Source organism: Nocardiopsis sp. NPDC006832, assembly GCF_040635885.1.
Lineage (GTDB): Bacteria > Actinomycetota > Actinomycetes > Streptosporangiales > Streptosporangiaceae > Nocardiopsis.
The window spans coordinates 60779-81978 of sequence record NZ_JBEYLC010000016.1; the positions used below are offsets into that span (position 1 = coordinate 60779).

At 66.9% G+C, this 21200-nt stretch carries 22 protein-coding genes; 9 read left to right on the forward strand and 13 right to left on the reverse strand.

What is annotated here, in order from left to right; genetic code table 11:
• Positions 1-90: 90 nt before the first annotated feature.
• Positions 91-1878, reverse strand: coding sequence for a BCCT family transporter (locus tag ABZ717_RS10435; RefSeq protein WP_358508025.1), 1788 nt, complete (start codon positions 1876-1878; stop codon positions 91-93).
• 628 nt (positions 1879-2506) lie between these two features.
• On the opposite strand from ABZ717_RS10435, the gene ABZ717_RS10440 reads away from it, so the two are divergent.
• A complete protein-coding gene (locus ABZ717_RS10440; RefSeq protein ID WP_358508027.1) occupies positions 2507-2746 on the forward strand; it encodes a hypothetical protein in 240 nt (79 codons plus the stop codon).
• Positions 2747-3009: 263 nt separating this feature from the next.
• Here ABZ717_RS10440 and ABZ717_RS10445 read toward each other — a convergent pair whose 3' ends face one another.
• Entirely contained in the window at positions 3010-4083 is a 1074-nt protein-coding gene (locus tag ABZ717_RS10445) for an FUSC family protein (protein ID WP_358508029.1), read from the reverse strand.
• Positions 4084-4168: 85 nt separating this feature from the next.
• On the opposite strand from ABZ717_RS10445, the gene ABZ717_RS10450 reads away from it, so the two are divergent.
• Complete coding sequence (locus tag ABZ717_RS10450; RefSeq protein WP_358508031.1) at positions 4169-5035, forward strand: SMP-30/gluconolactonase/LRE family protein; 867 nt, start codon at positions 4169-4171, stop codon at positions 5033-5035.
• A 213-nt stretch (positions 5036-5248) separates the two neighbouring features.
• Here ABZ717_RS10450 and ABZ717_RS10455 read toward each other — a convergent pair whose 3' ends face one another.
• Positions 5249-6001: a MerR family transcriptional regulator gene (locus ABZ717_RS10455; RefSeq protein ID WP_358508033.1), complete on the reverse strand. Its 753-nt coding sequence runs from the start codon at positions 5999-6001 to the stop codon at positions 5249-5251.
• 43 nt (positions 6002-6044) lie between these two features.
• Complete coding sequence (locus ABZ717_RS10460) at positions 6045-6452, reverse strand: MerR family transcriptional regulator (RefSeq protein WP_358508035.1); 408 nt, start codon at positions 6450-6452, stop codon at positions 6045-6047.
• Positions 6453-6601: 149 nt separating this feature from the next.
• Here ABZ717_RS10460 and ABZ717_RS10465 point away from each other — a divergent pair, with 149 nt between their 5' ends.
• Both ABZ717_RS10465 and ABZ717_RS10470 read left to right on the forward strand, forming a co-directional pair.
• Positions 6602-7663, forward strand: coding sequence for a hypothetical protein (locus ABZ717_RS10465; protein WP_358508037.1), 1062 nt, complete (start codon positions 6602-6604; stop codon positions 7661-7663).
• Between the two features lie 121 nt (positions 7664-7784).
• The gene (locus ABZ717_RS10470; RefSeq protein ID WP_358508039.1) at positions 7785-8252 is read left to right on the forward strand and encodes a MarR family transcriptional regulator; all 468 of its coding nucleotides are present in this window, start codon (positions 7785-7787) and stop codon (positions 8250-8252) included.
• 57 nt (positions 8253-8309) lie between these two features.
• Here ABZ717_RS10470 and ABZ717_RS10475 read toward each other — a convergent pair whose 3' ends face one another.
• The gene (locus ABZ717_RS10475; RefSeq protein WP_358508041.1) at positions 8310-8510 is read right to left on the reverse strand and encodes a hypothetical protein; all 201 of its coding nucleotides are present in this window, start codon (positions 8508-8510) and stop codon (positions 8310-8312) included.
• A gap of 917 nt (positions 8511-9427) precedes the next feature.
• On the opposite strand from ABZ717_RS10475, the gene ABZ717_RS10480 reads away from it, so the two are divergent.
• Positions 9428-10729: an MFS transporter gene (locus ABZ717_RS10480; protein ID WP_358508043.1), complete on the forward strand. Its 1302-nt coding sequence runs from the start codon at positions 9428-9430 to the stop codon at positions 10727-10729.
• 240 nt (positions 10730-10969) lie between these two features.
• On the opposite strand, the gene ABZ717_RS10485 is transcribed toward ABZ717_RS10480, so the two are convergent.
• From ABZ717_RS10485 to ABZ717_RS10500, 4 genes are all read right to left on the reverse strand, one after another.
• Positions 10970-11929, reverse strand: coding sequence for a DUF5996 family protein (locus tag ABZ717_RS10485; RefSeq protein WP_358508045.1), 960 nt, complete (start codon positions 11927-11929; stop codon positions 10970-10972).
• Positions 11930-12332: 403 nt separating this feature from the next.
• A complete protein-coding gene (locus tag ABZ717_RS10490) occupies positions 12333-13538 on the reverse strand; it encodes a transposase (protein ID WP_358508047.1) in 1206 nt (401 codons plus the stop codon).
• Between the two features lie 97 nt (positions 13539-13635).
• Positions 13636-13875 (reverse strand): hypothetical protein, encoded by a 240-nt coding sequence (locus tag ABZ717_RS10495; protein ID WP_358508049.1) that lies wholly within the window; start codon positions 13873-13875, stop codon positions 13636-13638.
• A gap of 94 nt (positions 13876-13969) precedes the next feature.
• Complete coding sequence (locus ABZ717_RS10500; protein WP_358508051.1) at positions 13970-14407, reverse strand: hypothetical protein; 438 nt, start codon at positions 14405-14407, stop codon at positions 13970-13972.
• 253 nt (positions 14408-14660) lie between these two features.
• Here ABZ717_RS10500 and ABZ717_RS10505 point away from each other — a divergent pair, with 253 nt between their 5' ends.
• Together ABZ717_RS10505 and ABZ717_RS10510 are read left to right on the forward strand one after the other, a co-directional pair.
• Positions 14661-15473: a Scr1 family TA system antitoxin-like transcriptional regulator gene (locus tag ABZ717_RS10505; RefSeq protein ID WP_358508053.1), complete on the forward strand. Its 813-nt coding sequence runs from the start codon at positions 14661-14663 to the stop codon at positions 15471-15473.
• Positions 15473-15652, forward strand: a complete 180-nt coding sequence (locus tag ABZ717_RS10510; protein ID WP_358508055.1) for a DUF397 domain-containing protein — start codon at positions 15473-15475, stop codon at positions 15650-15652. The genes ABZ717_RS10505 and ABZ717_RS10510 overlap by 1 nt, the downstream gene beginning before the upstream one ends.
• A 170-nt stretch (positions 15653-15822) precedes the next feature.
• On the opposite strand, the gene ABZ717_RS10515 is transcribed toward ABZ717_RS10510, so the two are convergent.
• A complete protein-coding gene (locus ABZ717_RS10515) occupies positions 15823-16245 on the reverse strand; it encodes a VOC family protein (RefSeq protein WP_358508057.1) in 423 nt (140 codons plus the stop codon).
• Positions 16246-16385: 140 nt separating this feature from the next.
• Here ABZ717_RS10515 and ABZ717_RS10520 point away from each other — a divergent pair, with 140 nt between their 5' ends.
• Positions 16386-17396 (forward strand): WYL domain-containing protein, encoded by a 1011-nt coding sequence (locus ABZ717_RS10520; RefSeq protein WP_358508059.1) that lies wholly within the window; start codon positions 16386-16388, stop codon positions 17394-17396.
• A complete protein-coding gene (locus ABZ717_RS10525) occupies positions 17389-17961 on the forward strand; it encodes a YdeI/OmpD-associated family protein (RefSeq protein ID WP_358508061.1) in 573 nt (190 codons plus the stop codon). The genes ABZ717_RS10520 and ABZ717_RS10525 overlap by 8 nt, the downstream gene beginning before the upstream one ends.
• A 35-nt stretch (positions 17962-17996) precedes the next feature.
• Here the strand turns inward: ABZ717_RS10525 and ABZ717_RS10530 are convergent, their stop codons facing one another.
• From ABZ717_RS10530 to ABZ717_RS10540, 3 genes are all read right to left on the reverse strand, one after another.
• Complete coding sequence (locus ABZ717_RS10530; RefSeq protein WP_358508063.1) at positions 17997-18380, reverse strand: hypothetical protein; 384 nt, start codon at positions 18378-18380, stop codon at positions 17997-17999.
• Between the two features lie 305 nt (positions 18381-18685).
• Positions 18686-19816: a PQQ-binding-like beta-propeller repeat protein gene (locus ABZ717_RS10535; RefSeq protein WP_358508065.1), complete on the reverse strand. Its 1131-nt coding sequence runs from the start codon at positions 19814-19816 to the stop codon at positions 18686-18688.
• A 444-nt stretch (positions 19817-20260) separates the two neighbouring features.
• A complete protein-coding gene (locus ABZ717_RS10540) occupies positions 20261-21181 on the reverse strand; it encodes an AraC family transcriptional regulator (protein WP_358508067.1) in 921 nt (306 codons plus the stop codon).
• Positions 21182-21200: the final 19 nt, after the last annotated feature.

Genomic DNA, 21200 nt, shown 5'->3' on the forward strand with positions numbered 1-21200 from the left:
GTGGAGGCGGCGGTCGGGGACCTCACTGTTGAGATCCCCGACCGCCGCCTCCACCCGGCCCGAGACCACCACGGTCCCGAAATGCTTCGCCTACTCGGAATCCTTTCGGTCCTGGGGTCCGGACGGCGGCGGTTGATACCGCGGGTGGTCCTTGTGCCCGGTCGAACCGGTCCGCGCCGACAGTGTGCCGTGTGTTCCGGTGGTCCGGACCTGCTTGACGTAGGGGTCGCGCAGTACGGGCGGCTCATCGACGGCTTCGGGCTCGACGACGATTTCCGAGGTGTCGTGTTCGTCCTCGTCCTGGCGGCGTTCGTACTCTTCCGGTGGCAGGACCTTCTTCCACCTGCGCATCCGCACCTGCGGCAGCTCTCCGGCGTCCTCCCTCAGGGCTCGATACATCGCGTACATCTGGAAATAGCCCATGATGAAGAACGGCAGGCCGACGAGGACGATGATCTTCTCCAACGCCTCCAGACCACCGGATCCGGAGAAGACCAGCAGGGTCGCGGTCACCACCGAGATGGAGATGGCCCAGAAGATGCGCTGTCCCAACGGGTTGAAGTCCTCGTGGCCATTGGCCATCGTGTCGGCGACCAAGGCCGCGGAGTCCACCGAGGTGATGAAGAAGACGACCACCAGGATGATGGCGATCACCGAGGTGACGCCCACGGCGGGGTAGTGCTCCAAGAACGCGAACAGGGCCCCGGGGACGTCCTCCTGTTCCACGACGCTTTCCACCAGTCCGCCGTCTCCGTGGAGTTCGATGTCGAAGGCGGAGAAACCGAAGACGCCGAACCACAGCACCGAGAAGCCGGCCGGAACGAGGAGCACACCCGAGACGAATCCGCGAATGGTCCGTCCCCTGGAGATGCGGGAGATGAAGATGCCCACGAACGGGGACCAGCTGATCGTCCAGGCCCAGTAGAACACCGTCCAGTCGGCCTGCCATCCGGAATTGGCGAAGGTGTCGTTCCACAGGGCCAGTTCCGGCAGGTTCATCAGGTAACTGCCCAGTGACTCGATGGTGCCCTTGAGCACGAAGAGGGTGGAACCGGTGACCAGGATGAACACCAACATGGCGATGGCCATCCAGATGTTGATGTTGGACAGGATCTTGATTCCGCGGTCCAGCCCCAGGGCGACGGAGATCATCGCGACCCCGCCGACGACGCCGATGATGATCAATTGCCACATGGCGCTCTCGGGGATGCCGAACACCTGGTTGATCCCGCTATTGATCTGCAGGGCGCCCAAGCCGAGAGAGACCGCGATGCCGAAGACCGTTCCGACGATGGCGACGATGTCGATGAATCGGCCGATCGGTCCGTGGATCCCCTCGCCGATGATCGGCTGGAAGATCGAGCTGACACGTGGTGGCAGGTTCCGTTTATGGATGAAGTAGGCGAAGCACAATGCCGGCAGCGTGAAGATGGCCCAGGTGTGCAGGGTGAAGTGATAGAACGTGAAGTTCATCGCGTCCGCCGCGGCACTCGGCGATTCCGGTTCGATGCCCAAAGAGGGTCCCCGCGGAGGGTCGCCGAAATGGCTGATGGGTTCGGCCACACCCCAGAACATCAGGATGCTACCGATGCCTGCGGCGAAGAGCATGGCGAACCACGCAGGTCCGGAGTGTTCGGGAGGCTCGTCGTGTGGTCCCAGTTTCACCCGGCCGAATCGACTCAGGGCGATAAAGATCAAAAATCCCAGAAACAGGGTGAGGCCGAGAATGTAGAACCAGCCGAGGTTGGCGTAAAGCCATTCCGAGGCGACGGTGACGGCCGCGTCGAGCGGCTCGGTGAAGACGATGGTTCCGACAACAAAGGCGATGATCACCGCGGCCGATCCGAAGAAGATCGGGGGTGAGGTACGCAGTCTCATGAAGTCGTGTAGACGGGTCAGCAAGTAATCTCCTCCTCATGCTTGACGCTGACTCAACGGGGTCATGGTCAGGTGACTCGGCCAGAGTACTGTTCCCGCCGACGTATTGCTCATATCAGCGAAACCATGGCGCCCTGTGTCCGTTTTTGGCGTTATGAGAATTACGTCCCGATAATGGTGTCGCGACGTGAAGATAGGAGTACGTCCGGGGGAGTGGCGGAGGGTGAGCACTCTCGCGGGACGTCCGCGGGCCGCCGGTCGGTGATCGACGATCGTTGGGCGCCACACTGAACTTTCGTTGCCCCACGGCGCGCGCACGTGAACGTTCGTCGGGGTCCGCTTCGTCCCCAAGGCGGAGGGTTCGCCGGTTTTCGTTTACTAGGTTGATCGGTGTCGGCGAGTAACCACTCGAACACACGCCGGTCGGAATCAGGGTGGTGGCCACGAGCAGGCTCTTCAGGACGGATCGGCCCGAGGGCCGACCTGGGCGACGACGTGTCCGATGACAGGACCTACCGGGCTCCCATCGGTGAGCCCGGGAAGAACCGACCGCCGCGAGCGGTCAGCACGGCCTCTCCCCGCCAAGCGCGGGGAGAGTAAACAGAAATCCACATTTTGGAGGAGACACATGTCCTTGTCGCAGCGCATCGCCACCGGACTCGCGATCGGAGCGGCGGCCCTGGCCCTCCCGCTCGCCGCGAGCCCCGCGCACGCGGCCGACTGGGAGGTCGTCGGTGGTGGCTTCGATATGCAGGCCGTCTGCCTCATCGATGCTTACAGCTACGTCGTCGAGGAGGACAACAACCACGACTTCACCGAGTACAAGTGCGTGTACAACGGCTCAACCTGGGACGTCTGGGTTCGCTGACCCCGGCCCGCCCCCTGACTCCCCCACACGGTGGTGCCGGATGATTCCGGCCATCCATCGTTGACATGGAGCTTCGCCCCACCGGAGACCCTCCGGTGGGGTCTTTCGCGTCGGGGCGTGAGTGTCGACCACCCGGGGAACGCCGACCCGCACGAACACCCCCGAACCGCCCAACGCCGCGGGCGGTCGACCATAGGGCCGCACTTCCTGGTGCCCCATCGGAGACGAACAGACCGGTAGGCGCCGCGAACCGGTGATGCGCCCTACTTCGCCGTTCGGCGAAGCGTGTCGCAGAGGATGTCGATGGCGCTGATCGCCGCGTCGGTCTCCGGACCCGAATCCTCCAGTCGCCTTCGGAGCCCGGGAAGGGTCTCGTGCAGCTCCTCGGCTCGCAGCGCCGCCGCGTCCCAGAAGGCCGCCGCCCCCCACGCGCCGTCGGTGGAACGGGCCTCGGCCACACGCGCGAACACGTCCGCGACCTCACGCACGACCGCGGCCAGGGCCGTCTGTGATTTCCCGGGGGCGGACAACACCGTCGTCGCCACGAGCGTGCACATCACGGCCACGCCCTCCAAGGGGCCGGCGGCCGCGACCCGCGTCCGGGTCCGTTGGCGCAGATACACCCCTCGGAGGGTGCGGTCAACGATGTCGAGAGCGGCTGATCGAGCCGATTCCAGGTCCGCGATGGCGGTGTGCGTCGAGACGAGCGCGTCCTGTACCTCGCTCTGCGCGTCGTCTCGCCGGTCGGCGACGTGAGCGGTCCTGACCAGCAGGCGGTGTAGATGGAAGACCAGCTCGTGCTCGGCCTGGGAGAGCAGGCGCAGCGGATGGGTGGGGAAGAGCAACTGGCTGAAGACCAGTGCCACGCCCGCGCCCAACGCGGCGTCGAACAGTCTTTGCGGTCCGCCATCCCCTCCGTAGGGGATGGTCACGGTGAGGATGGCGGCGGCCGCGGCCTGTGCGATGGTCACCCGGGCGGCGCCCACCGCGACGGCGACCAGCGTCGCGACCAGGGTCGCCACGACCAGCCCGAGACTGGGCGTGCTGATCAGCCACACCGCCGATGCGCCGACGATGATGCCGATCAGGGTGCCGGTGAGCAGGTTCACCGCCTGTACCCCGCGGACCCCGAAGCCGGTGTTGAGCGCGACCACGGCGGCGATCGGGGCGAAGAACGGATGATGGTCCCCCGCCACCAGCCACTCGGCCAGGATCCAGGCCAGTCCCGCGGCGGCCGACTGCTGGAGCACCGACCAGGCGTTGGTGCGCACCCGATTCCAGGCGGGACGCCAAAAGGACCTGGGTGTCGGACCTGACCGATCGGGTGCGGAACTCATGACCTCACGTATTGTAGACGATCTGATTACTGTGCGTGTTCATGTGGGAGATGTCGGCTACGATGCCTGGTCGGGGTCGGGTCGCATGACGAAGGGGGACGCGATCGTGAAGGTGGAACGGGTCACCGATCCGATCACCGAGCATGGCGAAGGGCCTTGCTGGTCACCGTCCTGGGGCGGGTTGCGCTGGGTCGACATGACCCGCGGTGACGTGTTGGGCCTGACACCCTCCGGCGACGTCTCCCGAAGGCACGTGGACGACGTCGCCGCGGTCGTGCGCCCTCGCGCCGGTGGGGGAACGATCGTGGGCGTGGAACGCGGGGTGGCGCTGTTCGACGATCAGGGCGAGGAACGGCGCCGGGTCGAGATCTGGACCGACCCGGGCATCCGCATGAACGAAGGCGGCTGCGCCCCGGACGGAACCTTCTACTGCGGATCGATGGCCTACGACAAGACACCGGGGACGGCCGCCCTCTACCGCCTCACGCCGGAGCTGGAGGTGACCACCGTGCTTCCCCACGTCACCGTCTCCAACGGCATCGACTGGTCGCCCGATGGCCGATTCGCCTACTACAACGACACCGACACCGGTTGCGTCGCCGTTTTCGACTGGGACTCCGACCGTGGCCTGACCGACCGCCGCGTCCTGGCCCGGATACGGGACGGTGGCCTGCCCGACGGCCTGGTCGTCGACGCGGAGGGCGGCATATGGACCGCGATCGTCAACGCCGGCCAGGTGCACCGCTACACCCCCGACGGTGACCTGGACGAGGTGATCTCGCTACCGGTCCAGAAGGTCACGGCGTGCACCTTCGGTGACGAGGACCTGGGCACCCTCTACATGACCACGTCCCGGGAAGACCTGGAACCGGACGAGGAACCGTTGTCCGGCTCGCTCTTCAAGATCCGCCCCGGCGTCCACGGCCGTCCGGTCCGGGCGTTCGCCGGATAGAGGGAGGTAGGCGACCCTGGTGCCGTCCGGGGAACAACACCGCCCGGCCGCGGGTGGGCGGGCCGAAGAACTCCTCGACGGCGATCGGCTTCGACGGGGCGGTCATGGTGGATCCCTCTGGTCGATGGACGCGAGCACGGTCCACTCAAAACTCCGACGCCGCTTCGGAGTCAAGGCCGTAGGGCATGGCCCGGACCACAGGGCTCGGTGGGGTCAGGACCCGGACGGTCGCCGTTCATGCTCCAACCGCTGTAGGACCTGGCGCAGCACCCGGTGCTGGACGGGTTCGAGGGACTGCTCGTACAGTTCGTCCAGCAGGGCCGAGGCCTTCGGGCCGGGCTCGGGCGTACCGGCCAGCCGCGCTGACAGTGGTTCCAGCCCGGTGACCCAGTCGTCGATCAAGGACACGACCTCGTCGTCCGGGGCGTCGGGGCCGAGGGCGTAGAACCGCGCCGTCAGCGGCTCCAGCCGCTCGATCATCTCCTTGTCCACCCCTGCGAGCAGGGTGGCGAGTCTCGCTGGGCCGTCCTCGCCGAGCAGGTGTCCGATCAGGACCAGCTGTTCGTGTTCGTGTCGGGCCATGTCCTCGGGCACCCCGGACTCGGGGGCGGAGCGCAGCATCGCCAGCTCCGGGGGAAGGTCGGGCGGGGAGCCGCTACTGCGCAGGGCGGCGATGTCGGCCCTTCGGGCGTTGAGTCGTGCGATCTCGGCGGCCGCCTGGCGGTCGAGCTCGTCCAGCAACTCCTCTACCCCCGCCGGATCATCCAGTACCGCCGGCAGTGCGGACAGGGGTACGCCCAGCGCGGTCGACCTCGTGATCCGCAGGAGCCGCACGAGGTCGCTCACGTCGTAGCGCCGGTAGCCACCGGTCGAGCGCGAGGGCTCGGGCAGCAAACCGATCTGGTGGTAATGGCGCAGCGTGCGGACGGTGACGCCGGCCAGTTCGGCGAGTTCACCACTGAGCATCGGATGACTCCTAGGAGTTCGGGCCGCGCGGCGCGCGGGACGATCACGTCCGGTGGACGGGAAGGTCGAGAGGTCGGCCCGCCTGGTTCCTCGGTAGCCGAGCGCGATGCTCCCGAGCGGTGTCCATCAGGGCGTCCAGGGCCTTTCGCGCCCGCAATAGATCCTCGATGTCGCTGGTGATGCGCAGGCGCTCCCGTGCCAGGCGTTCCATCGCACTGTCGAAGTTCTCCTCCAGGGGCGTGTCGAAGCAGGGCATCATCTCGGCGATGGCACGACTGGTCGCCCCCGCCGCGAGGAGCCGGCGCACGAACTCCACGCGTGGAACGGCGTCCTCCGTGAAGTGGCGCTGTCCGCCGGCGCTGCGGGTACTGCCGATCAGGCCCTTCTCTTCGTAGTAGCGCAGCAGCCGGACGCTCGCTCCGGTCCGTCGTGAGAGCTCCCCGATCCTCATCCCACCCCCTTGGTGAACTGCGACACATCGCTTGCCTCTCACATTGATGTGAGGTTTTAGCGTCGCCAACGTACCCGGTTCGGTCGCGATTCCGCGACCGTTCTCGACCGGGGCATCGTCACACCCACCACTGAGGAAGTTCTGTCGCCATGAACACCGAGGGACCGACCATCGACACGGAGCCTCTCCGTAAGAACCTGTTTCGGCGAGGGCGGATGAAGCGCGATCTCGCAGCGCTGCTGCTGGCGCTCGCCATTCCGCTGACGGGCTGTGCCGCGCTCGACATAGGCCAGGAAGCTTCATCGGACACCAGCGCCTCCGACAGCGGCCCGGAACTCACCGTGTCCGCCGATGAGCTCGCCGCGGCGTTCGCCTGCTTCGAAGGTCCAGGCGACGGCGAAGCGGCTCCCGTCCTGCTGATCCCGCCGACCCTGCTCACAGCGGACGAGACCTTCTCCTGGAACCACCTTCCCCGGCTGAACGAGTCCCGAACGGTCTGCACCATCGAGCCGCCCGAGAACTCCACCGCGGACATGCAGGTCTCGTCCGAGTACGTCACCCACGCCATCCGCGGCACCTACGAACAGCACGGTGAGGAGATCGACGTCCTCGGGTTCAGCCAGGGCGGGGTCCTCGGGCGCGCCGCCCTGCGTTTTTGGCCCGACACCAGGGACATGGTCGACGACCTGGTGACCCTGGGCTCGCCGCACCACGGCAGCACCGCGACCCACTGCACCACTGAGGTGGAGTGCCCGCCCGCGCTGTGGCAAATGGACCCGGAGGCGAGGTTCATCACCGAGCTCAACTCGCCGCGGGAGACCTTCGCCGAGGTCAGCACCACCAGCATCCTGAGCACGACCGACGACACCGTGCACCCGGCCACCACGGACGAGTCCGGGGCGTCCGTACTCGCCGGCGAGAACGTGCGCAACGTGGCCGTCCAGGAGCTGTGCGCGGACAACGAGTCCGACCACCTGATGCTCGGCACGACCGACCCCGTCGCCGCGGCCCTGGCCCTGGACGCCTTCGACAACCCGGGTCCGGCCGACCCCGAGAGGATCACCGACCAGGTGTGCGCCGCCGAAGTGCCCCAGGTCGACGCCGAGACCGCCGCCGAGGGTCTGGAACGGTTGGCGTCCGCCATCGGCGAGACCCTGACGGGAACGCCGACCGTGGCGGAGGAACCGCGGTTCGTCCTACCCACCGACTAGGACCGCTCGCGCGATGGTCGAGGCTCCGTGCGATCCACGGAGCCTCGACCTCCGGGGTTCATTGACGACGTCATGTGAGCTCTGATAGATGAAGTGTCAACAGTTTCGCTACACTGCGTCCATGTATGAGACACCGCGCAGGCTCGACCCGGACGAGCAGGCCGCCTGGGACGGTTTCATCCGCATGCAGGAAGTCCTCATAGGGCGGCTGACCCGTCTCGTTCGGGCCGACTCCGGGATATCCGCGTCCGATTACATCGTGCTCGCCAAACTCACCGAGGCCCCTGACGGGCAGATGCGCTTCCTGGAACTGGCCAAGCTCGTCGAGTGGGAGAAGAGCCGTATGTCCCACCAGGTCACGCGGATGGTGAAGCGCGGGCTCGTGGCCAAGAAGGAATGTCCCGAGGACGCGCGCGGAGCGTTCATCGTCGCCACTCCAGCCGGCTACGAGGCCATCCAGGACGCCGCGCCCGTGCACGCCGAGCACGTCCGCCGTCTCTTCATCGAGGCACTGACGCCGAACCAGCTCAACACGTTCGCCCGGCTCTCCCAGCGCGTCCTGGAGCACGCGGAGAAGCAGCCGGGCTGAACCGGCCACACGGCGTTCGTCCGGGCCGCCGGACCCTCCCAGGAGGATCACGGGTGATCAGCGATGTTCGGGATCGGCGTTGTCGGGACCACAACCGGCGTCCCAGGCCGCGCGCTGGTTTTCGTAGGCCGGGAAGCCGCCGGCGTGTCCGTAGTAGGCGTACCGGCCCTGCTCGTCGAGCACGCCGGAGCAGCCGTGGAGCCGGTCGATCACCCCTTGGGCGTGGCTGAGTTCCGGGGTCCGGCTAAACGGTCTCACCAGGGACGATGGTCGCGATAGTGACACCGCGTCATGTCCACACCCCTACGAACCTCATGCGGAGGAGTTGACGCGGCGGCACTCCCCGGCGAACGGCCCGACGGCTTGAATCGGAGTGCACCTGATCAGAGGCGACGCCGCGGAAGCAAGGACCGGAAAACATGGCACTCCCCAAGCTCCACACCATCGAGGACCTCTTCGGCTCTCCGCGGCGCCGGCGCGTCGATCTCTCCGGACGGCACCAGGATGGCGTTCCTCGGGCCCTGGAGGACCCGGCTCAACATCTGGGTCCGGGACCTCGAACCCGGATCCGAGCCCCGGCCCGTCACCGCCGACGAGACCCGCAGCGTACAGAGCTTCGAGTGGGCCGACGACCCGCGCCGGCTGCTCCACCTCCAAGATGACGGAGGGGAGCAGAGATGGTACCTGCACCGTGCCGACCTCGACACCCCGGGGTCGGAGGCGGTCGACCTCACCCCCTTCCCCGGAACCACGGTTCTGGGATTCGCCCCCTCCCCGGTCCGCCCGGGGAAGGTGACCCTGCTGCTCAACACTCGCGACCTCGGGACGTTCGACCCCCACGAACTCGACGCCCCGGTCCCGGCAAGGTCTGGGGCCAGGCCGGCGACGGTGCGTGGTCGTCGAGGGCGAGGGGCACGGGTTCGTGAACCCCGAGAACCAGATGGCCGTGTTCGAGGCCGCCGACCGCTTCATCGCCCAGTACCTGGGCGGACGGTCCGGGCAGAGCCGACCGCCGCACCACCAAGCGACTGGTCGCCTCGGACGGCCCCGCGACCGGTCCGCGGGGCTGACCGGTTCGTCCCGACGGCTCCGTACTTCACGGAGCCACCCCATCAGCTCGCGCGTGCCCGCCGTCCCGGGCACGCGCGACCGACTCCCTGAGGAGGTCGGCCACCGTGCGCCGCAGCCCGACGATCTACTTCACCTCCTACGCGCTGTCCTTGCTGGGAGCCGGGATCGCGAGCGTGGTGATCCCGCTCCTGGTACTCGACCGCACCGGAGACGTGCTCGCGGCGGGGATCATGGCGACCGTGGGTATGGCCGTGTCCGCGTTGACCGGGCTCTTCTCCGGGCTGCTCGTCGACCGGGTCGACCGGCGCGCGGTGTCGGTCATCGCCAACCTGCTCAACGCCCTGTCGATGGCGGCGCTGCTGTTCATCGACCTGACGTGGGGCCTGAACCTGGCCTGGTTCCTGGCCATGGCCGTGGTCGGGGCGTTCATCCGGGTTCCGGGGATGACCGCCCAGGAGACCATGCTGCCCACCCTGGCCCGCCTCGGTGAAGCCGAGCCGGGCCGGAACGGGCGCCCGGTCCGGCTGGACCGGCTGGTCGCGGTCCGCGAGACCGTGGGCAACATGCTCGTGCTGGCCGGCCCCGGCCTGGGCGGGCTGCTGGTCGCGCTGTTCGGCCTGTCCCCGGCGATCCTGCTCGCCGCCGCCGTGACCAGCCTGCTCGCCGCACTGAGCATGCTCGTTCTCGACCCGCGGGCCGGACGGATCCCGCCCCGGGACCCCGTCCCGGCCGATGCCGCGGGGGGCTCGCTGCGGCGGGCGGTGGCCGATCTGGCCGACGGGTGGCGGTTCCTGTTCCGCAACCGGCTGGTTCTCGGATCGACCCTGGTCACCGGGGTGTTCATCGCGGTTCTGAGCGTCCTACAGACCACCCTCATGCCCGCCTACTTCACCGAGCAGGACCTTCCCGAATTGACGGGTCTGACCCTGAGCGCGATCGCCGCGGGCAGTATCGGCGGCTCCGCGCTCTACGCCGCCTTCGCGCTCCGGGTCCGTCGACGGGTCTGGTTCGTGATCGGCATGCTGGGCGCGCTGATCGGGTTCGCCGCGGTGGGAAGTATGGCCTCCCCCTGGTTGGTGCTGGGCGGCGCGGCCCTGGCCGGGTTCCTCTTCGCTCCGGCCGGAGGCGTGCTCGGGGTGCTGACCATCGAGGCCACCCCGGACGCCATGCGCGGTCGTGTGCTGGGGGCGCAGAACACCGTGATGCTCTCCGCGCCCGCCCTGGCCGGCGCACCGCTCGCGGCGGTGGCCTCGATGGCCGGGTTGCCCGTGGCCGGGGCCGTGATCGCGGTCCTCGTCGGGGTCACCGCGTTGGCCGCCTTGGTCTCCCCGGCGTTCCGTGGGATCGACGACCTCGGCTCCGAGCCGGAGGAAGCGGACCCCGACCCTTCCGTCGTCGAAGCCTGACGTGAGGGTGCGCGATCCGGGATCCTGTGTCACGTCACCGAGGGTCAAGATCCCGAACCGCATCGCACTTACCTCCCTGCGGTCGCTGTGTCGACCGGCGTGGTGAACGAGATGCCGGGCCTGGTCCCTCGCGTTCCTCGACATCGTCACCGTTCGATTGATGAATCGACTTCATGCTTGGGAAGTTCCTGTTGACCAGTCAACAGGATTTGCGCTTCCTCTCCGCCCGTGGCAGTCCGGTCAGGCCTCGCCGTTCCCCGGCGTCGCGGAGGTTCCGTGCCAGCGCAGAGGGTCGTCCTCCAGCGCGGGACGATCCCAGCGTCCGAGGTTCGCGGCGGCTTCGTAGGTGCTGTGCAAGAACTCGGCCACGGCGCGGTCGGGGTCGGGGGCGGTGCGGGCGACCTCATAGGGGAACAGGAACTGCTGGAACTCGGTGCTGTAGTGAGCGCCCTCGGGGCCGGGCGACTGCTCGGCGAAGCCCTCGGGTGCGGGGTAGGCGTAGGAGTAGAAGGCGCCTTCCTCGCCGCCGCCGGGCCAGAAGCCGCAGCTGGACAGTTCCCGGGAGTAGCCCTCGACCATGACCCAGTCCCCGCAGTTGGGGACCCCGCCCGGGTGCTCGGGGGCCGGCCGCCCGGAGAAGCGGGTACAGGCCAGGTCCATCCCTCCCCAGAAGAAGTGCACCGGACTGACCTTGCCGATGAAGTGCGACCGGAATTCACCGATCACCCGGTTGGCCTGTAGGAGCTGACGCCAGAACAGGGTGGCCGCCTCGCCGTCGTAGGAGGCGTGCTCGTGGTCCTCGGCGAAGGGGATCGCCGGGTCGACCTCGTTGGGGATCGGCCGGATCGGCGCTGCGATCCCGAGTCGGCCGAGCAGGTCCAGGATCCGGGAGTAGAACGCGGCGACGGTCATGGGCCGCAGTGGGAAACCGTCCGTGTCGCCGTCACTGCTGCGGACCTCGATCCGGTGGCCGACGAAGTCGAACTCGATCTCGAAGGCCCCCGAACGGTAGGGGACGGTCGAGGTGGTCAGTCCGCGCGGGCTGACGTACAGGGGCACCTGCCACCAGTGGTTGACCAGTGGGGCGTGGGCCATGCGGATCTTGCCCACGATCTGGGTCCACATGTGCAGGGTGTCGCGGGTGTCCGTCCAGTCCGAGACCCGCAGGCTCGGCCAGTTCGTCGTCGAGGAGTCGCTCATCTGGTTCTCACTTCCTTTGTCGCGTCCCCGGAGAGGGAACGTGGCCTGGGGTGGAACCTCGCGTCCCCGTGCTCCCGGCTCGGCCCGGATCCCGGTGATGATCGATACGGCATCCAGATGGTAGATGATCAATCAACTTTATGGTGGGACCCGCCCTTGACCTGCGGTTCGGGTTCGTATTTTGTCGGCGCGTCATCCGAGTGGCCGGCGAAGTCCCGTCCGACCCCCAGAACACGCTCCCCGGGGGAGCCGACGTGACGCCGCCGCAGATCTGGCCGCCTCAATCCGCCTGGCACCGCAACGGACGAGATTCCTGCTCTGCGCCCCGAACCGATAACGCGCTCAGGCGTCGCGCTTGCCCCACTCGATCGCGGGGCAGACGTCCTTGACTTCCTCCCCACGTCTAAGGGCGGGGGATTCCCACCAGCGGCAACGCCGGTTGGTGCGCCTGCCCTCGCGGGGGCGCTGGTTCCTGCTTCACAGACCGGGCAACCCCGAGGTCTCCGCAGGCTGACACCGCATGCCCTGCGGCGTGAAGGATGTTCTTGGCCGCGTTCACATCGGCGTGATCGGTATGAGCACAAGAAGTGCACACGAACTCGGCTTGGCTCTCGCGCGAGTTCGCGTCCACCACCTTGCACCGATAACACGTCTGCGAGGTGTACGCGGGATCGACCAGCACGATGCGCGTGCCGGTCCTGCGCGCTGCGTTGCGCAACGCGAGTTCGAGCCGGTGCCACCCCTTGTCCAGGATGGCCCGATTCAGGCCGCTCTTCTGACGGACCCGCTTTCCGGGCTCTTCCGGGGTCCCCTTCGCGGAGGCGGTCATGTTGGTGGTGCGCAGGTTCTCCAGCACCACCATGCTGTGGCGGGTGGTCAGCTGGCGGGCGAGCCGAGCGCAAAAGTCGGTACGCCGGTCCACCGCACGAGTGGCGATGCGCCCCAGGGACTTGAGGATCTTGGCCCGGTTCGCGCCGCCCTTCTTCTTCCGGGCGAGCTTGCGCTGAAGGCGCAGGTGTCGGGCCTTCTCCCCAGGAGAGGCGAAGGGACGGTCGTGGAACCGGCCGGTGGACAGGGTCGCGGCGACCTTCACCCCCCGATCCACCCCCACCGGGGTACCCGGATGGTGCTCGGGGGTGAGCAGCCCGTCCTCCACGAGGAAGGACACGAACCAACGCCCGCCCTTACGGGACACCGTCGCCGAGCGGATGATGCCGCCGATCGGCCGGGAGGAGCGGAACCGCACCCAGCCGAGCTTGGGTAGTTTGGCCCGTGACCACTTGCGGTTCAGCTTCTCCACGGTGATGAGGTTCCCGGCCGGGAAGCGGAACGACGGGCTCCACCGGTACTTGGCCCGCCACCGCACCTTGAAGGTGCCCTTCTCCCGGCAAGCCCGGTCCAGGTCCTTCAAGGTCTGCTGGAGCACATGCGAGGGGGCCACCTTCAGCCAGGGCTCTTCGGCCTTGGCCTCGGCCAACTGGGCGGCCTGAAGGTGGTAGCCGCAGAACCCACCTTGTCGGCCTCGGGTGTAGCGGTCCACGTACTGGCGACGCTGATCCAGAGCGGTGTTCCACACCGCCCGGCACAGGTCACCGAACTCGGTACACATCGCCTCCTGTACACCGGTCAGAGCAAGCCGGTAACGACGACCCGTCAACACCGTGAAACACCCCCTTCCCTCTCAGCGGCTCTCCTGGTTCGCCACGTCACGCTCGATGCGCTCCCGGCAGGACACCTCCGACAGCGGCCACGAAGCAGCCGTGGGTCCACAGCATCGGCAGGGGGACTTCAGGTGCCCGAGATCCCTCGCGCACGAGCTCCTTCATCCCTTCCTCGACACAGCCCCCCGGTACGCGGCCTCGGTGCATGGGGTACCAGAGCACGTGGAAGGCTCGTGGGAAAGTGATGCCGCAGATCGAGCGCGGAGTGACGGACGAGTAACTCATCGTAGGGCAAAGGGCTGTTCCATGTTCCCGTTCGCGGAAGGACGGCTATCCCTAGGGCTGAAGCCCGGGGTCTGCGCTGCCCGAAAAACTCCGATCAAAGGGTCCTTCGGGAGTTCGGGTCGGTGGTGTCGAGGACGACCTGCATGGTCAGCGCGCGTATGCGGTGCCCGTCCCAAGTCCAGGAGAAGTCCCAGTACACGGAGAGTCGCTCGACGAGGGCGAGACCGCTGTGCGGGGCGTGGGTGAGGCGATGCGGATAGCTGATCAAGGGATCGTCCGGGCGCGGGCCTTCGTCGGTCACGTACAGGTGAGGTAATAGGGGGAGGGTCTGGTCGAGCACGACACGGACGGTGCCGCCGGGCAGCCCTGAACTTGAGTGGTGGTGGGCGTTGTCGACCAGTGCTCGGGTGATCTGGATCAGCGGTACGGCGCGGTGGGGGAGCGTGGTGCGACACCAGGTGAGTAGGGGAGCGGGGGCGAGGGTGTGCCCCAGGAGGATTCCGGACCGGCGCGAGTTCGGGAAATGGAGCAACCGCGGATAGGGCTCGTCTGGTGTGGGGGGCGTGCCTGGGTATCTTGCATTCTTCTCACTCCGGGTAATTTTGGGCGATTCGCCTGCCCCGGTGGGCCGTCGTAATCGGCCCCGGGGCTTCTTCTGTTCCGGAAGAAATGTCCTTCTGTGAAAACTCTGACAAGGGCTTCTGTCGCCGGCTACGCTTATCAGGAGACTCGGTAGAGGTTTCATAAGCGGCGATAGGTTCAGATATTCGACCGGAGGGCGGTCTGTGAAGAGGAACGATGTCCAGATTCCGCTGGCTCGGTTCGGCAATCTCATGAAGAAGATTCGGGTGCAGGCGAGCATGACTCAACAGGAGTTAGCCGCTGTATCCACCGTTGGACAGAGCACGATCAGCGATGTCGAACGAGGGAAGAAACAGACACATCGGGAGAATGTGCTCCGTCTGGATTCCGCGCTTACCGCGCACGGAGTTCTGACGAGTGCCTGGGACGCGGCGTTCTCCGAGGGTGGTACCAGTGCGTACTTCCGTGAGGTCGCGGGATCCGAACAGACCGCGCTGGAGATTCGGGAGTTCGCGCTGGGCTTGGTCCCCGGACTTTTGCAGGTCGAGGGATATATCCGGGCTATCGGCCTGTTGGCCCGCCCGCAGGCGGATCCCGGGAGCATCGAGAAGAACGTGGTCGCTCGACGTCAACGGCAGGAGCTGCTCGTTCGTAAGCACCCGCCCGCTCTCACTGTGCTTTTGGACGAGTCGGTACTGTTGCGGCGCTTTCAGGACCCGAACGTGATGGAGGCACAAGTCGATCACCTGATCTCTCAGTCACGAAAGCCTCGACTGCGGATTCAGGTCGTACCGCTCAGGGCCGAGGGTCATGCGGGTTTGTGTGGGGCGTTTACTCTGATGGAAGTACCTGATTCGGGCACGTTCGCGTATGTGGAGAGTCAGGAGACGGGGTTCGTGCTGAGGCAACCGGAGGTTGTGGCAAGCTACGAACGGACTTTCGCGGAGTTGATGAGTGCCGCTCTGCCGGTTCCTGAGTCCCGCGCCAAACTGGAAGAGATTCGAGGCAACCTCTGATGATGACCGAAGACTGGCACAAGTCGTCGTACAGCAACGGCACCGGCGGGAACTGCGTGGAAGCGCGTGAGTACGCCAGAGGCGCGGATGTCCGAGACTCGCAGAACCGTGACCTGGGAACACTCGACTTCTCCGCCGAGGAGTGGGTTGCTCTCCAGAGTTGCCTGCGAGCCGGCTGACCCCGTACGGAAACGGTCCCCCGCCAGGCGTATTGGCGGGGGACCGCTCGCGCATAGATTACCGATCTCCGCTGTCCCGCACCTTCGAACCCGCGAAGCCGGTCATCGCGTTTCGCGAGTTCAGGTGCCCCTTGGTGTCAGCGAGATCAGCGTGTGCCGGCGACGGTGGGTCAAGCGGTGGGGTATTCGACGGCGACGTCCAGCACCCAGGTGACCCCGAAACGGTCGGTGAGCTGTCCGTAGAGCGGCGCCCACGGGGATGGGCCGATGGGCTGCTTGACCTCCGCCCCGTCGACGAGCTTGTCCCAGTAACCCTGAATCTCCTCAGGGGCGTTACCGCGGACGGAGACGAAGAACGGGTCCTGCCCCTGGTCCCACTCCAGGTGGGGATACACGTCGTAGGCCATGACGCTGAACCCGTTGTCGGCGGTGACCTGGCCAAAGGTCACGTGATCGGCGGTGGCGGGGTCGGTGTTGCCCATGTCGGCGTAGCTCGCGATGGTCAGCTCACCGCCGAACACCGTCTGGTAGAACTCCAGCGCATCGCGCGCGTCGCCACGGAAGTTCAAGTGCGGCGTGACGTTGATGGTCATGTCGATGACTCCTCGAATCCCTCTTGTTTGATGGAGCGAGCGCGGTTTCCCGGCCGCAGTAGGAGCCTCACAGGGGTACCGGTCACGGGGTGTCCGCTTCTTCGCGCATGATGACTGACATGGCCGGATCATCATCGAGAATGTTGAAGCTGCTGTCGTTGCTGCAGACCCGGCGCGACTGGCCCGGTCGGGTGTTGTCCGAACGGCTGGAGGTCAGTGATCGCACACTGCGCCGCGACATCGACCATCTGCGTGAACTCGGCTATCGGATCACCACGTTCAAGGGCCCTGACGGCGGTTACCGGCTCGACGCGGGTTCGGAGCTGCCGCCGTTGCTGTTCGATGAAGATCAGGCCGTCGCCCTGGCCACCGCCCTTCAGGCCGCCGCGGCCTCGGGCGCGGCGGACGGTGAAGCGGCGCTGCGGGCACTGACGACGGTGCGGCAGGTGATGCCCTCACGGCTGCGCCACAGGGTCGACTCCGTGACGTTCTCGACGCTGCCGTCCGACACCGAAGTGGTGGCCGAACCCGAGATGCTCCTCGCGGTGAGTGCGACGGTCCGGGCGTGCGAGGTACTGCGGTTCGGCTACGTGTCGGTGAGAGACGATCCGGATGCCGAGCCGTCGCGGCGGCGCGTCGAACCACACCACGTCGTGTTCGGGAACGGGCGTTGGTACCTCGTCGCCTGGGACCTGGACGTCGACGACTGGCGCGTCTACCGACTCGACCGGATGAGGCCCCGCATTCCCACCGGACCCCGCTTCATCCCCCGAACAGTGCCCGGCGGGGACGTCCGCGACTTCCTCGCCGGGCGGTTCAAGGGCTCGGTCGGTGAGAACACGTGGCCCTGTACCGGCGAGGTCGTGCTGCACCTGCCGGCCCAGGAGGTGATCCCGTTCGTCACAGAGGGGACCGTCGAGGACCTCGGCCCCGACCGATGCCGGCTCAGGGTCGGGTCCTGGTCGTGGGTAGCACTCGCCGCCTCGCTCGGTCGCTTCGACGCCGCCCTCACCGATGTGGCACCACCCGAACTCGCCGACGCGTTCGCCCTGCTCTCGCGACGCTTCGCAGGCACGTCTATCCGGCGGCTTGACGGAGCGGCCGGACATTCTCAGAACGAACCCGATAGTAGGAGGAACACCGATGGATGACGGGTCTTTGCTGCTCGCGGACGTGGCAGCGTGGCGAGCCTGGCTCGACGTGAACGAGAACGCTTCGGATGGCGTGTGGCTGGTGATGGCGAAGTCGAGAACGGTCGTGCCGACTTCACTGACGTATGCCCAGGCACTCGATGAGGCGTTGTGCAGTGGATGGATCGATGGTCAGCGAAGGAAACGTGACGGCACGACGTTCCTCCAACGGTTCACGCCCAGACGAGCGAGGTCGATCTGGTCGCAGCGCAATGTCGGACTGGTCGAGGCACTGATCGCACAGGGCCGCATGCGACCACGAGGGCGGGCGGAGATCGAACGCGCCCGGCTCGACGGTCGCTGGGCCCGTGCCTACCCCGGCTCGTCGGCCATGGACGTGCCCGAGGACGTGGCCACGGCGCTCGCGGCGTCACCGATCGCGACGGAACGGTTCGCGGAGCTGGACTCGGGTCGGCGATACGCCCTTCTGCTGCCGATCATCACGGCCCCACCCGAGCTCCGTGGACGCCGTGTGGCGGGCATGATCCGAAGGCTTGAGGTTCCGGATCCCTCCCCTTCCCGATGACCGGGGCACCTGGCCCGAGCACCCGACCTCGCCGTTCAGCCGAGGTCGGTGTACTTCCTCAGGGCGCCGGCCTCCCGTCGAAGCCGCTCCGCGGCCTCGCTTCGTCCGTGCGAGTCATAGCGTTCGGCTTCGTTGATCCGTTCCTGGACCTGCGCTCGCAGCAGCGAGCGCACCTCATCAACCGACAGTGTGCGTCGCCCGGTCTCGGTGGAACCGACCCCGACCCCGACACCGGCGACGTGCTCGCTCACCGACTCCATCGGGGCGTCCGGTACCTCGACGGCTTCGGCGTTGTCCACTGCTGCGATCGCGGTGCGCAGGGCGGAGACCACCTCGGATCGCCGAGCCTTCATCGCGATGACCAGGTCTGCGCGGAGCTCGGCTCGCAGCTCATGGACGGTCTCGGAGTTCGTGGTCATGTCGATTTCTCCCATCCAAGGTGTTGATCTGCGGTGTAGATACGCACAGATTATCCTCTATCGTTCCCTGATTATCCAGAAGGTTTCTGAAATGGGGAAGCTTTGGGAGTGTGCGCTCGGCGGTAGCGCAGGGGCGGCTCTCTAGAGGTACGGCGGAAGGTGCGGGGGAATGCGAAGGGAGCCCCGTAACCCACCCGGGCGGCCATCTCCTCCACCGGTGGCCCTCCACTCCGAGGCGATCGCCGCCATCGATCAATAAGGCGACGTCGGTCTCATCGCTCCGGACACGGCACAGTCAGGTGAGCTCACCGGAACCCGATCACCTTGACGCCCTCGCCTTGGGAATCGCTCCGGTCGACCAACACCACCGCGCCGGGCACCGCCTCGAACTGCCCCTTCGGCTGCCTCCCCTGGAAGTAACCCGCCACCTCGACCGGTTCCGGCAGGTCGATCCGGTACGGCTCACCTCCATTCCACGGTGTGACACTGACCGGTGTCTCCGGGTCCTTCGGTTCGAGCTTGACCACCGCGTCCTCCAGAGCCAGCACGTAACTACCGGCCGACCCCGTGGGCACCGCCTGTCCACCGGTGGTCAGGGACCGGCCGTCGAACCGGCGCAGTTCGTAACCGACGGTGCTCTCGCCGGGGGCTCGCTGTGACACCAGGAACCCGTCCTCGACCGTGCGGGCCAGATACCAATCCAATCCGTCGACCCCCGATTCATCACCCACGACCTCACCCGTGACCGGATCGAATACGCGCAGCTCGCTGAACTCCTCGTCCTGATACATGGGCCCTCGGTCGTGGTAAACGGGTAGCAACTCACCCATCCCACGCAAGGAACGCAACTCCGGAGTCAGAAACTCAGCGTCCTCGCCTTCGAGGTGCCACAACACCTCTCCATTGACGACGTCCAGGGAGATCAGCTCGGCCTGACCCGAATCGCACCCCGCCTTCACGACCACCGCCTCGGAGAACACCACCGGACGGTCCGCCGTGTTCACATGCGAACCCTCACAAGAGAAAAGGTCATCCGTCCGCCACAGTTCGGAACCGTCCTCAGCCGAGAGCATCACCCCCGAGAGCAGGTCGCCACCCTCCAAGTGGAAGACACCCCCGTCACCGGCGACACCCACGTTGAAGGGCCCGGGCTTCTCAACGTCAGCGGCGATCGACTCCTCGAAGTCACCGACGATCTCCCCACTGACCCCGTCCAGGACCACCCGGCGCCACGCGGCCTTCGCGGCATGCTCATCCTCGGTGTCCTCAGACCCTTCGTCCGGGACCTCCTCAGGAAACAGCACATGGACTCGCTCCTCGGAAGAAGAGACGTCCGTCAACACACGGACGTCCTCGTCCTCCACGCTGAAACTCCACCGTTCCTCACCCGTCACACCGTCCAGGGCCACCACACCCTGGGATGTACGAACGAGCACACCTCGCGGAAGCGCGGTCACCTCCATATCCCCCGGATATCCCTCGGCGACCCACTCCCACGCCACCTCCGAGACCGACCCCGGTACATCGGCGTCCGACCACTCACCCTCCAACTCCTGATGACTGGTCGAAACACCCCCAAGCCCCAACACCGAACAAGCACCGAGAGGGGTCAGGAACACCACGGTCGCCCCGACCCCCGCCCACCGGCGGAGCAGCCGTGTCCCACTCATCATTCTTCTTCGCCCTCTCCGTCGGCTCTTCGGTCGGCCCCACATCGCGTTCCACTCCGCCGTCGACCTCATCCGGCAAGTCCTGGATCATCGCCAGGCGTGCGGTCATGTCGATTTCTCCCACACAAGGCGTTGATCTGCGGTGCAGACCCGGACAGAATATTCTCTATCGTTCTCTATGTGTCCAGGTGGTTTCCGAAACAGGGGAGTTCAGGGAGTGTGCGCTCGGCGGTAGCGCAGGGGCGGCTCTCCGTAGGCGCGGCGAAAGGCATGGGAGAACGCGAAGGGCGACCCGTAACCCACCCGCGCGGCCACCTCCTCCACCGCCAGTTCGGTGTCACGCAGTAGCCCCTTCGCCCGGTTCATCCGCCACCAGGTCACATACCCCATCGGTGGCAGACCGGTGAGCGCCGTGAACCGGCGGGCGAAGGTGGCCCGGGACATCCGGGCTGTCTCGGCCAGGGCCGTCACCGTCCAGGAACGCGCCGGATCCCGGTGCACCGAGGACAGGGCGGCACCGACCCCCGGATCGGTCAGCGCCCGGGCCCAGCCCTCCGAACGGCCGTCGGCGGCCGGCTCCAGGCAGGCGCGCAGCACGTACAGCAGCAACGCGTCCAACAGCAGGGGCAGCAGGGCGTCGCCGCCGGGCCGCGACCCTTCCGTCTCCTCGCCGAGCCCCGCCAGAACCCGGGCCAGACCCAGGTCGCCGGCTCGAACGTGGACGTGCTCGGGCAGTCCGGTGAGCAGCGGGTGTGCTTGCTCTCGATCCAGTCGGTATCCGCCACAGACGAAGATCATCGGTGGGCCACCGTCGGTCTCGCCGTAGGTGTGGCGGCCGAACCCGCCTTCGCCGGGACGGGCCTCCTCCAAGGTCAGCTCGGGCCTGACCGGATGGTCGGCCAGCCCGTATCCGTCGCCGTGCGGGGAGAACACAACGTCACCGGAGCCCACGTGCATCGGCTCGCCGTCCCCATCTGGGAACAGCCAACACGTGCCCTCCAGCACCGCCATGAATCCGGCGACCTCGGGGTCTCCGGGCAGGTACCAGCCCCAGGTGCCGTGCATCTCGACCCGGGCGGCCCCTGGGATACCCGCGCGCATCGAGGTGACCACGTCGCTCAACAGGTCCATACGGGGAGCCTAACCGGAT

What these genes read in the sequence shown, in the direction of transcription:
- ABZ717_RS10435 (WP_358508025.1), bottom strand. Translation starts at nt 1,878, where the DNA reads ATGAGACTGCGTACCTCACCCCCGATCTTCTTCGGATCGGCCGCGGTG.
- ABZ717_RS10440 (WP_358508027.1), top strand. Translation starts at nt 2,507, where the DNA reads ATGTCCTTGTCGCAGCGCATCGCCACCGGACTCGCGATCGGAGCGGCG.
- ABZ717_RS10445 (WP_358508029.1), bottom strand. Translation starts at nt 4,083, where the DNA reads ATGAGTTCCGCACCCGATCGGTCAGGTCCGACACCCAGGTCCTTTTGG.
- ABZ717_RS10450 (WP_358508031.1), top strand. Translation starts at nt 4,169, where the DNA reads ATGACGAAGGGGGACGCGATCGTGAAGGTGGAACGGGTCACCGATCCG.
- ABZ717_RS10455 (WP_358508033.1), bottom strand. Translation starts at nt 6,001, where the DNA reads ATGCTCAGTGGTGAACTCGCCGAACTGGCCGGCGTCACCGTCCGCACG.
- ABZ717_RS10460 (WP_358508035.1), bottom strand. Translation starts at nt 6,452, where the DNA reads ATGAGGATCGGGGAGCTCTCACGACGGACCGGAGCGAGCGTCCGGCTG.
- ABZ717_RS10465 (WP_358508037.1), top strand. Translation starts at nt 6,602, where the DNA reads ATGAACACCGAGGGACCGACCATCGACACGGAGCCTCTCCGTAAGAAC.
- ABZ717_RS10470 (WP_358508039.1), top strand. Translation starts at nt 7,785, where the DNA reads ATGTATGAGACACCGCGCAGGCTCGACCCGGACGAGCAGGCCGCCTGG.
- ABZ717_RS10485 (WP_358508045.1), bottom strand. Translation starts at nt 11,929, where the DNA reads ATGAGCGACTCCTCGACGACGAACTGGCCGAGCCTGCGGGTCTCGGAC.
- ABZ717_RS10490 (WP_358508047.1), bottom strand. Translation starts at nt 13,538, where the DNA reads ATGTGTACCGAGTTCGGTGACCTGTGCCGGGCGGTGTGGAACACCGCT.
- ABZ717_RS10495 (WP_358508049.1), bottom strand. Translation starts at nt 13,875, where the DNA reads ATGAGTTACTCGTCCGTCACTCCGCGCTCGATCTGCGGCATCACTTTC.
- ABZ717_RS10510 (WP_358508055.1), top strand. Translation starts at nt 15,473, where the DNA reads ATGATGACCGAAGACTGGCACAAGTCGTCGTACAGCAACGGCACCGGC.
- ABZ717_RS10515 (WP_358508057.1), bottom strand. Translation starts at nt 16,245, where the DNA reads ATGACCATCAACGTCACGCCGCACTTGAACTTCCGTGGCGACGCGCGC.
- ABZ717_RS10520 (WP_358508059.1), top strand. Translation starts at nt 16,386, where the DNA reads ATGTTGAAGCTGCTGTCGTTGCTGCAGACCCGGCGCGACTGGCCCGGT.
- ABZ717_RS10525 (WP_358508061.1), top strand. Translation starts at nt 17,389, where the DNA reads ATGGATGACGGGTCTTTGCTGCTCGCGGACGTGGCAGCGTGGCGAGCC.
- ABZ717_RS10530 (WP_358508063.1), bottom strand. Translation starts at nt 18,380, where the DNA reads ATGACCACGAACTCCGAGACCGTCCATGAGCTGCGAGCCGAGCTCCGC.
- ABZ717_RS10540 (WP_358508067.1), bottom strand. Translation starts at nt 21,181, where the DNA reads ATGGACCTGTTGAGCGACGTGGTCACCTCGATGCGCGCGGGTATCCCA.